The 13,857-nt window shown below is 69.8% G+C and carries 11 protein-coding genes; 4 read left to right on the forward strand and 7 right to left on the reverse strand.

The genetic code is table 11. From position 1 onward, the window contains the following. The first annotated feature begins 985 nt into the window (after positions 1–985). Both Mth01_RS21665 and Mth01_RS21670 read left to right on the forward strand, forming a co-directional pair. On the forward strand, positions 986–3,295 hold the full coding sequence (locus Mth01_RS21665) for a CDP-glycerol glycerophosphotransferase family protein (protein WP_204017740.1): 2,310 nt from the start codon (positions 986–988) through the stop codon (positions 3,293–3,295). After that, positions 3,292–4,821, forward strand: a complete 1,530-nt coding sequence (locus Mth01_RS21670; protein WP_204017741.1) for a glycosyltransferase family 39 protein — start codon at positions 3,292–3,294, stop codon at positions 4,819–4,821. The genes Mth01_RS21665 and Mth01_RS21670 overlap by 4 nt, the downstream gene beginning before the upstream one ends. Here Mth01_RS21670 and Mth01_RS21675 read toward each other — a convergent pair. Next, positions 4,814–6,391, reverse strand: a complete 1,578-nt coding sequence (locus tag Mth01_RS21675) for a stealth family protein (protein ID WP_204017742.1) — start codon at positions 6,389–6,391, stop codon at positions 4,814–4,816. The genes Mth01_RS21670 and Mth01_RS21675 overlap by 8 nt on opposite strands. Before the next feature lie 153 nt (positions 6,392–6,544). Between Mth01_RS21675 and Mth01_RS21680 the strand changes: the two genes are divergently transcribed. Next, positions 6,545–7,420: a CDP-alcohol phosphatidyltransferase family protein gene (locus Mth01_RS21680; protein ID WP_204017743.1), complete on the forward strand. Its 876-nt coding sequence runs from the start codon at positions 6,545–6,547 to the stop codon at positions 7,418–7,420. 57 nt (positions 7,421–7,477) lie between these two features. Next, positions 7,478–8,518 carry a sulfotransferase family protein gene (locus tag Mth01_RS21685; protein ID WP_204017744.1) on the forward strand — a complete coding sequence of 347 codons (1,041 nt, stop codon included), beginning with the start codon at positions 7,478–7,480 and terminating at the stop codon, positions 8,516–8,518. A 109-nt stretch (positions 8,519–8,627) separates the two neighbouring features. Here Mth01_RS21685 and Mth01_RS21690 read toward each other — a convergent pair whose 3' ends face one another. The 6 genes from Mth01_RS21690 to Mth01_RS21715 all read right to left on the reverse strand — a co-directional run. Then, complete coding sequence (locus Mth01_RS21690) at positions 8,628–9,389, reverse strand: SRPBCC family protein (protein ID WP_204017745.1); 762 nt, start codon at positions 9,387–9,389, stop codon at positions 8,628–8,630. Between the two features lie 24 nt (positions 9,390–9,413). Beyond that, positions 9,414–10,274, reverse strand: coding sequence for an FAD binding domain-containing protein (locus Mth01_RS21695; protein ID WP_204017746.1), 861 nt, complete (start codon positions 10,272–10,274; stop codon positions 9,414–9,416). Then, on the reverse strand, positions 10,271–12,679 hold the full coding sequence (locus Mth01_RS21700) for a xanthine dehydrogenase family protein molybdopterin-binding subunit (RefSeq protein WP_204017747.1): 2,409 nt from the start codon (positions 12,677–12,679) through the stop codon (positions 10,271–10,273). The genes Mth01_RS21695 and Mth01_RS21700 overlap by 4 nt, the downstream gene beginning before the upstream one ends. Beyond that, positions 12,676–13,152: a (2Fe-2S)-binding protein gene (locus tag Mth01_RS21705; protein WP_204017748.1), complete on the reverse strand. Its 477-nt coding sequence runs from the start codon at positions 13,150–13,152 to the stop codon at positions 12,676–12,678. The genes Mth01_RS21700 and Mth01_RS21705 overlap by 4 nt, the downstream gene beginning before the upstream one ends. Before the next feature lie 115 nt (positions 13,153–13,267). Beyond that, entirely contained in the window at positions 13,268–13,474 is a 207-nt protein-coding gene (locus Mth01_RS21710; RefSeq protein WP_204017757.1) for a hypothetical protein, read from the reverse strand. Further along, positions 13,464–13,857: LiaF domain-containing protein (locus tag Mth01_RS21715; RefSeq protein WP_239089886.1), on the reverse strand; the 394-nt coding region annotated here is incomplete at its 5' end. The genes Mth01_RS21715 and Mth01_RS21710, both read right to left, overlap by 11 nt.

Below are 13,857 nucleotides of genomic sequence, written 5' to 3' on the forward strand. Positions count from 1 at the left end.
CGGCCGCGGGGCCAGTTATGGGAACGCTCTCACTGCCGCCGCACAGGTCGCTTCCACGTTCACCTGGACGCATACCGTTCGAGGGCACAGCGTTGGTGCGGACGGTGTCCGACGGCACGGCGTGGGGGAGTGTGATGGTTGGGGACATGCCGGGGGCGGTGGTAAGCCAGTCAGACCAATCGGCCCATGATGCGGCATCCGCCGACCCGCCGGAGAAATGGGCGACGGCACGTGCCGCCGCATCGGTTTCCACAGTCGCCCACCACTGCGGTCCCAGCAATGGCTCGGCATGGGAACGTGACAGATCTGGGTCGCACAGATCCCCATCGAATCGATCTGTGGTGAATCGATTCCCGGGTTTCGTCTCCCATGCCTCCGGCTGCACCGGTCTCCCTCCCCTCCAAAATCGAACGCCTGTAGCAATTCTTTCACACATTTTTCGTTATTGGCAACAGCTCGGCCTGGGAAATTCAATGAAATTACGAGAAGTGAATAGGTGTTCGTACATTATTTCCTTGATGTGTCATCTGTCGCGATAGGCCCTAATTTGGCGCGATCATCTGATGATCTCCATGAAGATCGTTAGCTCCCTCCCTTGGGTGCGTTCGCATACTGCGTTCGCATACGGGGTGCGCGGGGCAGCGTTCGAAGTTGGCCGGGTCGTTTGTGCCGCCGTTGGCCTGGGTGATGATGTGCCCTGCGTGATCGGGTTGTCCGGTGTGGCGTGTCTCCCGCAGGCCGGCCCTCACGCTCTGGGCAGGTGGTGCACGTGCATGGCGCGTCGATGGTTTTGAAGCGGCGGGTGCGGCACGTCCACCGCAGAGCAGGCCCCGCAGGGGCAGTCGCCCATGAGCGAGGCGGACATCGCCGAGCCTGCCGGGTCAAGGAAATTCCAAGCGACGGCAATGGGGTCCTCTGAATCGGCGGCGTCCGGTGACGTTGCGTAGGCATCCTGTCACTTGTGATGACGCCGCCAGAACGCTCAATGATCGACGCCTCTGCCGACGGTGAGGAGTATGTCGCGGCGTGTCTCGGTTCACTCTGCGATCACGCCGAGGACCCGGCGGGGCTGGCGCGGCTCGCCGCCGACCTCGTTCCGGTTCTGGCCCGTCTGGATCCGGAGGTCGTACGCGAACTGCCGGCGCTCAGGCGGCTCCAGCTCTTCCTGGTGACGCGCGGTATGTGGGAAGAGTTGGCGGAGGTGCTGCGGTTCGCCGAGTCGGACATCGCGGATCGCGGGGTGGTCCGGCGTGGGCTGCTGCGGCGACGCTGGTGTCTCGACTATCCGCTCCTCGGGGACGGCCGGATCCCCGCCGACCTCTTCGACGCGCGGCGCGACTTCGAGCTGCGCGCGTGCGTCGACGACGTACGGCACCGCGACGGCAGGCTCGTCGTCGCGGGCCACGCCTACATCACCCACCTGGACAGCCGCCGCAGCCGGATAGAGGTGTGGCTCCAGCATGGGGGCAGTCGTATCGAGCTGCCGATCCGGCGAATCTCCAGACCGGACGTGACCGCCGACTCCCGGCAGTCCGCGGTGAACCACGACGACTCCGGCTTTCTCGCCGAGATCGAGCTGCCCGCGCTGGCCCGGTCGGCCCGGCGGGCCGGCTGGCGTACGGGCCGCTGGGCGCTGCGTGCCCGGGTCACGGCCCGCGGCGTGACCCGGGCGGGCCGGGCGACCGGCGGCCGGCACGCGGGGGAGCGGACCTTCGACGCGGATGGCCTCACCGTGGTGCTGGCCCGGGACCGCGGGCTCATACTCCAGGATGTCGCTCCCCGCCAAGATGATCACGCCTGGAAGGGGGACAGGGCCACCGGCCTCCAGTGGACCGACGCGCACGAGCTGGTGTTGACCGGGACGGGCGACGTCGACGCCGATGTGATCATGCTGGTACGCGGGCACGAGCGGCACGCCTGGCCGGTCCACCGGGAGGGAGACCGCTGGACGGCGACCATCGGCGAGACCGCGTCCGGGCTCCCGCTGCGAAGCGGCACCTGGCGGGTGCTGACCGGCGGGGGGCCGGTGCGGTTGGCTCAGGCCCTGGTGGCCGACCTGCCTGAGCCGCATGGGACCGCGGTCCACGAGGTCTCCCTGCGGACCACCCGGTCCGCCGAGCTCCGCCTCGCCGTACGGCCCGGCCTCGGCCCGCACGAGCGCGGGCCGTATTCGACGCGCCGACGCCGCGAAGCGGCCCGCCGGCGCACCACCCGGCTCGTGGACGCGGCCCTGTTCGACAGCTACGGCGGCGGGCAGTACTCCTGCAACCCCCGCGCGATCTCTGAAGAGCTGGCACGGCAGCGCCCCGACATGGAGCTGGTCTGGGTGACCCGCGACGGGCAGTTCACCGTGCCGGCCCGCGACGGGCGGATGAGGGTGCGCACGGTCCTGTACGGCTCACGCGAGCACGAGGAGGCCCTGCACACCTGCCGTTTCATCGTGGCCAACCGGCGCACCCAACCCGGATGGTACGGCAAGCGGCCCGGCCAGATGTTCGTGCAGACCTGGCACGGCACGCCGCTCAAGCGGCTGGGCCGCGACCTCGCGGGCATGCGGTACGCCCAGCGGGTGCGCGAGGAGGACCTGGGGCGTCATGTCGCGGCCTGGGACGTGATGCTCTCGCCCAATCCGTTCTCGACGCCGATCCTGCGCCGGGCTTTCGGCTACGCGGGTGAGGTGCTGGAGTCCGGCTATCCCCGAAATGACCTGCTGTTCCGGCCGGAGCGTCGGCGGTCGGCGCGAGAACGTCTGGGCGTCCCGGAGGACCGCCGAGTGATCCTCTACGCGCCGACCTGGCGGGACGACGAGCTGATCCACCCTGATGGGTCGACGGCGTTCGACGTCGGCCGCGTCGCCGGGACCCTGGCCGAGGCGCTGGGTGGCAGCGACATGCTGCTGGTCCGGGCGCATTATCTGGTCGCCGACCGGGTCGCGTTCCCCGGCACTGCCCTTGATGTGTCGAGATTTCCTGATATGGCGGATCTGCTAGCCGCCGCCGATGTGCTGGTGACCGACTACTCGTCGTCGATGTTCGATTTCGCCGGTACGGGCAGGCCGATGGCCTTTCTCACCCCGGACCTGGAACGCTATCGGGACGAGGTGCGAGGTTTTTACTTCGACTTCGAGACCGAGGCGCCCGGGCCCATCGTGCGTACGGCCGACGACCTCGCTCAAGTCCTGAAATCCGGCGACTTCACCTCGTACAAAGCCAGATATCAGGATTTCAGCGAAAAATTCTGTCCATGGGATGACGGGCAGGCATCCGCGCGAGTGGTGGCGCGCATGCTCTCATGAGGCGGCCGTACGCGATCGCCGCGCCGGCGGGCCTCGCGCTCGTCGCCGGCCTGTGGGACCTGGCATCACCGCCGGTCTGGCGGGATGAGGCCGCTACCCTGAGCGCGGCCATCCGGACGCCGCATCAGCTGCTCCACCTGCTCCAGGCCGTCGACGCGGTCCACGGCCTCTACTACGGGCTCATGCACGTCGTCGTGGCGCTGTTCGGGACCGGCGAGGTGGTGCTGCGGCTGCCCTCGGTCGTCGCCGGGGTGCTGGCCGCGGCCGGCGTGGGCGCCCTCGGGCGGGCGCTGGGACACCGGCGGGCGGGCCTGTACGGCGGGATGCTGATGGCCACGATGCCGATCTTCTCCCGCTACGTTCAGGAGGCCAGGCCGTACCCGCTGACCATGGCCGCGACCATCGGCGTGACCCTGCTGCTGCTGCGCGCGGTACGCGGGCCGTCCGCCGCCGCCTTCACGCTGTACGGCGTCGCGCTGGCCGCGCTGGGCTACGTCAACCTGTTCGCGTTCCTGGTGGCGGGGGCGCACGGCGTTTATGTGGCGCTGTCGAGGGGGCCGGTGTGGCGCTGGTGCGGGGCGGCCGCGGGGGCACTCGCCGTGGTGGGGCCGCTGGCGTGGCTGGCGTCGCGGCAGACCGCCCAGATCGGCTGGATCCCCCGGCCGGGTCCCGCGGAGACGGGCATGCTCGCCGTCCAACTCTTCGGCGACGTCGGCGCCGCGCACCCGGCGTGGCTGGGCGTCGCCCCACTGGCCTGGGCGCTCGCCCTGCTCGGCATCGCAGATCGCATGCGGAGCGGCGGCGGACGCGATCTCCTCGCGCTGGCGGTGCCGTGGCTGCTCGTGCCGCCGCTGGTGCTGCTGGCCGTCTCGTGGGCTGCCCACCCCGTATACGTGTTCCGCTACGTGTTCTGCTGCCTTCCCGCGGCCGCGCTGCTGGTCGGGGCGGGGCTCGCCGCGCTGCCCTCTGTGCTGTCCCACGCCCTGGTCCGGTGGGCGGCGGTAGCCGTACTGGCGGTGGCCTGGCTGGGCCTGTCGATCCCGGGGCAGCTCGCCGCCCGGGGGCCGGACGGCCGGCAGGACGACCCGCGCCCGGTCATGGTGCTGCTCGCGTCGGCCGCGCGGCCGGGGGATGGAGTTCTGTTCGCCCCGGGCAAGGCCAGAAAGTACGCGGTGGTGTATCCGGGGATCTTCGAACGCCTCGACGACGTGGCGCTGGCCCGCTCCCCCGAGAGCGACGGCAGCTTCCGCGGCCGGGAGGTCGGCCGCCGCGTGCTGGCCGACCGCCTCGCCGGTGTGCGCACCATCTGGGTGGTGGGCCACACCGGAAAGGCAGCCCTTTCGAGCAGGCGGTTCGACCTGCTGCGCCGGTCATTCGTCCCGACCGGTCGATGGACCTTCCGCGGCCTGTTCGTCGCCCGATACTCGGCTGGATCGAGCCCCGGATCGAGCCCCGGATCGAGCCCCGGATCGAGCCCCGGATCGAGCCTCCGATGGAGCCCCGGCCCGAACCGTCCGCTCAGCTGAGCTCGAAGGGCGCCGGAGTGGGGAAGTACGCCTCCAGGAAATCGGCCAGCAGGGCGTCCTGCTCGGGCGTGGTCGGGGCGGTGTCGTTGAGGCAGAACACGTCGTGTCTACGGCGCGCCAGCATCCGATGCAGCTTGCCCGGGGTCTTCGGCACCGACAGGTCCACGTACGTGTAGTCCACGATCCCCGGCACCGCCCGGCCGGTGAGATAGGCGTAATAATGCGCCAGCGACGAGACGGCCGAGATGTCGGAGGTCGTGCGGAACGTGCTGCGCGCCGTCGCCTCGAACTCCGCCGCGAACCGTTCCTCCATTTCGTACATCAGCGACCTGCGCAGCGCGTACGGCACGTGCTTGAGCTTCTGCGTCAGCGTTCGGCCGGACAACTGCTCCAGGATCCGCCGGTTGTTCATGCCGGCCGCGTGGACCGGGGACTCCTCATGCTCCGGCGCTCCGAACGGGACGTGGACCAGGCTGAGGAAGAAGCGGGTCACCCCGTTCGCCTCGAAGAACGTGTGCGGTGACAGCGGGCGGCCGAGGAAGAAATCGTCGTTCAGGTAGAGGAAGTGCTCCGACAGCCCGTCGATGTGATGGAGTTGCGTCTCGATCGCGTGGGAGTTGAACACCGGCAACGCCGAGGAATCGGTGAAAATCTCCTTGTGGTCCACCACCGTCACCATCGGGTGCGAGCCGTCCAGCCACGGAGGCGTCTGCCCGTCGGTCACGATCCACACCCGATTGACCCAGGGGGCGTACATCCACAGCGAGCGCAGCGAGTAGCGCAACTCGTCACGGCTGGTGAACCGCGCCTCCGTCGTGGCCATCTCGCTGAGCCCGCCGAAAGCCGTCCGCGCCCCGCCGAGCGCCTGGTCGCGACGGGCGCGCCACGCCGGGTCGGCGCCGTCGACCCAGGTGTAGACGGCGTCGATCGGGAAGTCGATGTCGCTCAGCAGCCGCCGGGTGAACTCCGGCCGGGTCGGATAGACACGGGCGCGCTGGGCGGTCGACACGAGCGTGTTGAACAACTCCTCGCCGCCCTCCACGATCTCGCCGTCGGCCGGGACGACGTCGCAGGCGCCGTTCGGCCTGGGCGCCACCAGCGCGCCGCCCTCGCGTGACCAGAACTCCAGATCGCAGCCGTGCTCCGCGCCGAGCGCCAGCGTCCGCGACGGGCTGGTGAATTCGATGGCCAGCCGCACGATCGAGGCGTCCCGCAGGATGGCCGCCGCGCGCCGGATCGGGCGCATCGGCTCGGTGTCCGCCGTCCGCGGCACCTGCCTGCCGTACGGCTGCGGCACGGCGAGCAGCGGCAGGGCGCCGCACCGGGCGAGCGCGTCGAGCGCACGGACCCGCTCGCCGGCCTCGACCGCGACCACCGGGGGGCGACCGGGCACCGGCCGGACACAGAAGAAACCCACCCCGGCATCGGACAACAGCGAGCAGACCAGGTCGAGCGTCTCGCGCCGGGCCTGTAGCGGACTCGCATCCGCGCGGACCAGCGCCGCGCGCGGCGCGGTCTCCCACGATGGCAGCCGTCTCTGCAGCCGCCGACACAACGCAACAACCGCCATGGTCTCCCCCTTGAGCACGGACTGTAACCGATCCGCCACTCGTTTGGCGGTCGATTTACCTACTTCCCGCAACGGTCAAGAAGTCGCAACGAGATGGCCCACCTGTTTCCGATTTGCATGTGATCAGACACGCGCTGTAGTCATTCTTGCTGCATGGGACGTTTCACGCTCGACGACATCCTGGCGGCACGCAAGCCGAGAGACTCGTGGTGGACCGTTTTCATGGTCGATCCGCTCGCCTGTCGGCTGGCGTTGCTCGTGGCGAACCACACCAAGATCACACCTAACACACTGACCCGGCTGTCGATGCTGGGCGGCTTCGCCTCGGCGGCGGCGTTCCTCGAGGGCGCGCTGCTCCTGGGCGCGGTGCTGTTCTACCTGAGCTTCATGGTCGACTGCATGGACGGGAAGATCGCCCGGCTCAAGGGCACCGGCACGCCGTTCGGCCTCTGGCTCGACTACGTCGGCGACCGCATCAGAGTGGTCTGCTGTGCCTTCGGCCTGGGGTTCGGGGAGTACACCAGGACCGGAGACACCGACTACATGCTGGCCGCCGTCGGCATCGTCGTGCTCGACCTGTTCCGCTACATCAACGGCCCGCAGCTCAAGCGGGTCAAGGAGGCCACGCGCAGCCTGGCCCAGGCCCGAATGGACGCGGACTGCGTGTTCGTGGAGAGCGTCCTGGGCAGTCGGCCGCGCACCGAGGTCGGACAACTGGCGGACGAGGTCGAGGACGGCCGCAAGATCATCGACCTACAGAAGGAGTTCCATGCCCGGTTTCCCTGGTACGACCGGTTCCGGGTGTTCCTGGTCCGGCGGCGGGTGCGTACGCACGTCGTGAGCGGGATCGAGTTTCACGCCGCGGTGTTCGTGGTGGCCCCGGTGCTCGGATCATGGGCCCTGGTGCCGGTCACGATCGGAGCCGGCACGTTGCTGCTGGCCTTCGAGATGTCGCTCGTCTACCGCGTCTGGCTGGCCGCTCGGCAGATCCCGCAGAGCGAGCCCGAGAAGGAGAAGATCCTTGTCTGATTCGGCCGGTTCAGCCGGGTTTCACTGAATCGCATTCATCACGGGGGGATAGATCACATGCAGTCGGACAGGCCGATTTTCGTCGTCGGTTGCCCGCGTTCCGGCACCACCATGCTGCAGCTCATGCTGCACTCGCACCCGCGCGTCGCCGTACCGCCGGAGACCCGGTTCCTGGTGCCGGCCTACTTCTCGCGCCGCGCGTACGGCGACATGCGGCTGGCGGACAACCGCCGCAGGCTCGCCACCTGGATCGCAGAGGGACGCAACACCAAGTTCCGTGAGCTGGGCCTGGACGCGGGGGAGTTCGTCCACGCCGCCATGCTCGGGCCGGGCAGCTTCGGCTCGGTCATCGGGATGGTGTTCAAGTGCTACGCGGAGCGGTTCGGCAAGTCGCGCTGGGGGGACAAGCGGCCGAGCTACTACCGGCACGTCGAGATGCTGATGCGGATGTTCCCCGACGCCCAGTTCATCCACCTGATCAGGGACGGCCGCGACTGCATCGCCTCGCTGAAGGAGATGCCCTGGTACAAGCCGGACACCTTCCACGCGGCCGCCAACTGGGCCGAGGCCATCGACTTCGGCCGCCGCCACGCGCGCAAGCTGCCGGAGGACAGCTTCTACCAGCTGCGGTACGAGGACCTGACCGCCGATCCCGAGACCGAGCTGGCGAAGCTGTGCGCCTTCATCGGTGAGGACTACGACCCCGCGATGTGCGAGCCACGACACATGGCGGAGGTGGCGGTGCCCAAGCACAAGGTCTGGCACAGCAACACCCATCGCGAGGTCACCACGGCCCACGCCGGCAAGTGGGTCAGCAAGCTGGAGCCGTGGGAGATCTCGCTCTGCGAGGACGTGCTGGGCGAGCGGCTGAGCTCACTCGGCTATGAGCTGACCGGCGCGCCGCGGGCCGACCGCGAGCACGTGGCCGCCTTCAAGTCGGCGGTGAGCAAGCGTCGTACGGCACGGGCCCGCAAGTACAACCGGGACCGGCTGACCAGGCTGCGTGAGCCCGGCCCGACCGCCGCCCTGCTCACCGATGGTCAGCGCATGCTCGCCGGCCTCCCCAGGCAGCGGTCAGCGGAACTCCTGCCCCGCTGAGTCGCATCCTTCCCCGCCAACCCCCCACCCCACATCCCCCTCACCACACTCCCGAAACCCTCACACCACCCACTGAATGCGTGCCCACACCCCCATATGACCCCAACTCTCACGCCTCCGAGTGATGGGGGCGGAGAAGGCGGCGGAGTAGGTGGATCACGACCGCGAGCGCGGTCAGGGCTGCGAGTGCGGCCAGCGGGGCGGCCAGTCGCCGGACGAGCGGCCCGCCGGCGATCTCCAGGAGGTCGAGTGCCTGCTCCTCCGTGGTGCGGTGGCTCAGCGGGGAGTCCTCATGACTCGGCGCGGCGACCGTGGAACCACCCCCGACACCCGCCGGCTCGGCGTGATCGACAGCGGGGGGTTCCGATTCCGTGCTCCGCCCCGCGGGAATGGCGGTGTCCGTCGGCGCCGCATCCGACGGGTCCTCCTCGAAGAGCCCGGCGAGGTTCGCGGCGAAGCGGTCGATGAGCTTGCCGCCGACATCGGCCAGCACGCCCCGGCCGAACTGGGCCGGCCGCCCGGTGACGTTGAACGAGGTCTCCACGAGCACCCGGGTCCGCTCTCCCTCCGGGAAGAGCCGGGCGGTCACCTCGGCGCTCGCGGTGCCCGCGCCGCGGGTCTCCCGGCCCGACGCCTTCAGCGTCAGCGTGCGCCCATCAGGATCGACGTCCTCGAACGCCGCGCTGCCCCGATAGGTGATGGTGATCGGGCCGACCTTCACCCGCAGGCGGCCCGTGAAGGCGTCGCCGTCGACCGACTCCAGGGTCGCGCCGGGCAGGCACGGCGCGACCCGCTTGGCGTCCAGGAGGACCGGCCAGGCCCGTTCGGCCGGGACGGGAACCATGAAGTCGTGCTCGAACCGCAGTGCCACGGCCGGACTCCTTCCTGAATCTCTCTAGACCGCGCAGGCGGCCAGCAGGGCCCGGTGCGTGAGGACTCTGGCCAGGTGCGCCCGGTAGTCGGGCTGGGCGTGCAGGTCGCCGGGGGGATCGGCGCCCTCCGCCGCCTGCTCGGCCGCCTCACGCAGCGAGCCGTTCCGATCGGCCGCCACGCCGCGCACCGCCGCCTCCACGGTCACCGCCCGGACCGGAGTGGGACCCATGTTGGTCAGCGCGACCCGCGCCTCCTCGACGGTGCCGTTCGACCGGCGTACGGCGGCGGCCACCCCGACGGTGGCCCACGCCTGGGCCGTACGGTGGAATTTCTCGTAGTGGAAACCCCACCCGGGGCCGAGTTTCGGCACACGGGCCCCGACGAGGATCTCGCCGGGTTCCAGGGCCGGTTCGAGATAGTCGACGAAGAACTCGGCCGCCGGAATGATCCGATCCCCGAGGGATGACCGGGCCACGAGGTCCATGTCCAGGGCGAGGGCCACAGAGGGGAGGTCGCCGGCGGGGTCGGCGTGGGCCAGCGATCCGCCGAATGTGCCGCGGTGCCGTACGGCGGGGTCGGCGACGGTCGCGGTCGCCAGTGCGACCAGCGGGCAGTGCTCGTTCACGACCGGGGATCGGATCACCTCGTGGTGCGTGGTCATCGCGCCGATGAACACGTGGTCGGCGTGGTCGGCGATGCCGCGCAGCTCCGCGACACGGCCGACGTCGACCAGTGTCGTGGGGTAGGCGAGCCGCAGCCGGAGCAGCGGCAGCAGCGACTGGCCGCCTGCCAGCACCTTGGCCTCCTCCCCGGCATCGCCGAGCACGGCCAGGGCCTCGTCCAGAGACGACGGCCGGGAGTAGTCGAACGACGCGGGGATCATGCCGATGCTCCTTCCTCGTTCCGCAGCGCCCGATTCTGAAGGGCCCGGTTCTGAAGGGCCCGATTCTGAAGGGCCCGGTTCTGAAGGGTCCGCCACACCCGTTCGGGCGTGCACGGCATCCGCACGTCGCGTACGCCGTACGGGCGCAGCGCGTCGACGATCGCGTTGACCACGGCCGGGGTGGCGGCGATCGTGCCGGCCTCGCCGGCGCCCTTGACCCCGAGGGGGTTGGTGGTCGCCGGGGTCTCGGTGCGGTCCGTCACGAAGTCGGGCAGGTCGGCGGCGGACGGCAGCAGGTAGTCGGCCATGGTCGTGGTCAGCAGGTTGCCCTCCGCGTCGTACACCGCCTCCTCGAACAGCGCCTGGGCGATCCCCTGGGCGATGCCGCCGTGCACCTGCCCCTCGACGATGAGCGGGTTGACCACCTTGCCCACGTCGTCGACGGCCACGTAGGACCGGATCGTCGTCGCGCCGGTCTCGGTGTCCACCTCGACCGCGCACAGGTGCGTCCCGTGGGGGAAGGAGAAGTTGTCCGGGTCGAACGTCGCCTGCGCGTCGAGCCGTGGCTCGAACCCCTCGGGGAGGTCGTGGGCGGCGAACGTGGCGAGGGCGATCTCCTGGATGGTCCGCTCCGTGGTGGTGCCGCGCACCCGGAACCGGCCGTCGGAGAACTCGACGTCGTCAGCGGACGCCTCCATCAGGTGGGCGGCCACCTGCCGCGCCTTCTCCCGCACTTTCTCGCAGGCCTGGACCAGGGCGATGCCCCCGACGGCCAGCGAGCGGGAGCCGTAGGTGTCCATGCCCTTGTGCGACGACGCGGTGTCGCCGTGGATCACCGAGACGTCCTCGAACGGGACGCCGAGCGCGTCGGCCACGATCTGACTCCACGCGGTCACGTGGCCCTGGCCGTGCGGGCTGGTGCCGGTGACGACCTCGACCGTGCCGGTCGGGAGCATCCGGACCTCGGCGTGCTCCCAGCCGCCCGCGCCGTACGACAGGCTGCCGAGGACCCGGCTCGGCGCCAAGCCGCACATTTCGGTATATGTCGAGATCCCGATGCCGAGCTGGACCGGATCGCGGCGGTCCCGCCGGTCGGCCTGCTCGGCCCGCAGCTTGTCGTATCCGAACAGTGCGAGGGCGCGGTCGGTGGCCGCCTCGTAGTTGCCGGAGTCGTAGGTCAGCCCGGCGATCGTGGTGTACGGGAACTCCGAGTGCTTGATCCAGTTCCGGCGCCTGACCTCCATCGGGTCGAGCCCGACCTCGACGGCCAGCTCGTCCATGGCGCGTTCGATCGCGTAGGTGGCCTCCGGCCGGCCCGCGCCCCGATAGGCGTCGGTCGGCATCTTGGTGGTGAAGACGCCGGTGCACGTGAAGTCATAGGCGTCCATCTTGTAGATGCCGTTGTACATGAACGCGCCGAGCAGCGGGACGCCGGGCGTGACCAGCATCAGGTAGGCGCCCATGTCGGCGAGCAGGTCGACCTTGACGCCCCGGATCCGGCCGTCGCGTTCGGCGGCCACACTGATCCGCTGGAGCTGGTCGCGGCCGTGGTGCACGGTCAGGTTGCCCTCGGAACGCGACTCGGTCCACTTGACCGGCCGGCCCAGCCGACGGGTGATCAGCAGGCAGAGCACCTCCTCCGCCGTCACCTGCAACTTCGAGCCGAACCCGCCGCCCACATCCGGCGCGATCACCCGGAGCCTGTGCTCGGGGATCCCCGTGGTCAGCGCGAGCATGACCCGCAGGATGTGCGGGATCTGCGTCGCCGAATGCAGGGTGAACCGGTCGCCGTCGGTCTGCGCGACGACGGCCCGCGGTTCCATCGCCGAGGGGATGAGCCGCTGCTGCACGAAGGTCCGGTCGATGACGACGGGCGCGTCGCGGAACGCCTCCCCGATGTCTCCCTGGGCGAACTTCCAGGTGAACGCCTTGTTGCCGGACTCGTGGACTGTCGGGGAGCCCTCGGCCAGCGCCTCGGTCATGTCGAGCACGGGCTCCAGCGGCTCATAGTCGATCTCGATGGCGTCCAGCGCGTCCGCCGCCTTGTAGCGGTCGGTGGCGACGACGCAGGCCACCGCCTCGCCCACGTAACGGACCTCGCTCACGGCCATGGGCGGGTGATCGGGGATGACGACGTCCTCGGTGACCGGCCAGGCGCACGGCAGGCTCCCCTGCTCGGCGGCGAAGTCCGCGCCGCCGAACACCGCGACCACGCCGGGGCGGCCGCGCGCGGCCGAGACGTCGACGCGGGTGATCCGCGCATGCGCCATCGGGCTGCGCAGGAACGCCACGTGGAGCATGCCGGGAAGCTGGATGTTGTCGGTCCACTGGGTGCGGCCGGTGACCAGCCGCGCGTCCTCCTTGCGCCGGCGGGCCCTGCCCACCTCGCTCATCGTGTCGGTCATCGTGTGGTCACCCCCATCTCCCCGGCGCCACGCCGTACGGCACGGACGATGTTGCAGTAGCCCGTGCACCGGCAGAGGTTCCCCTCCAGGCCCTGGCGGATGGCGTCGTCGGAGGGGTCGGGGTCGTCCTTGAGCAGGTCGATGGCGGCGAGGATCATCCCGGGCGTGCAGTAGCCGCACTGGAGGGCGTGCTCTTCGTGGAAGGCCCGCTGCATCGGGTGCCAGTTCCCGTCACTCGACAGGCCCTCGATGGTGACGATCTCACTCTCATCCGCCTGGACGGCGAGCACCGAGCAGCTCTTCACGCTCTTGCCGTCCATGAGCACCGTGCAGGACCCGCAGTTGCTGGTGTCGCAGCCGATCGGAGTCCCGGTTTTTCCCAATCGATCTCTTAGGAAGTGGACCAGCAGCATCCGTGGCTCCACGTCCTCCTCGTAGCTGATTCCGTCGACCTTGACGGTGATCCGGGGCATGACGTCCTCCCCAAAAGCGGTGAGACCGGATATCAGCGAACGTACGCTCCGTATCCGTTTGGTCAAGCCCCCCACATCACAGAGGCGGCGATTCGTCTCACCCGTGGCCCCGGGATCAGTGACGCAGCGCCTTGGCGAGGATGGCGACGAACGCGGCGAACCCCAGCCCGCCGATGAGCACGGGGATCATGATGACGGGATCGGGAGCGGGGCCGATCAGGTAGCGGATGCCGACGCCGATGAACAGCAGTCCGCTGAGCAGCGCCATCCAGTCGGTCCGGTGGACCCGGCGGAGGCGTTCGACCTTCCGGTCAGGCGGCACGGCGCACCTCCACGTCGCCGATCCCGGCCCGCGCGTGGAGTTCGATGGTGGGCGCGTCGGACGTCCCGGTCACCTCGGGCTCGAGCACCCGGTCGAATCGGACGTCCGTACCGTCCTCGACCCTGTGGTCGATCTTCACCTCGCCCAGCCGGGCGTACCCGTGCACCTCCACTCGCGCGGTCGCCGGCACGATCACCGTGAGCTGCCCGACCGAGACCGACGCGTTGAACCTGACCCGGGCGCCGGGCCGGAGCGCGAGGTCGCTCAGGTCGAGCCGGCCCTCGCCAATGCCCAGCGTGTAGTCCGTCGCGGCCTGCGAGACGTTCACCGGGTGCCAGACGAAGCTGCCGACCTTCCTCGGAATGCCGTTCATCGTCGATCCA

Origin of the sequence: Sphaerimonospora thailandensis (genome assembly GCF_016863115.1) — a bacterium.
Taxonomy (GTDB): Bacteria; Actinomycetota; Actinomycetes; order Streptosporangiales; family Streptosporangiaceae; genus Sphaerimonospora; species Sphaerimonospora cavernae.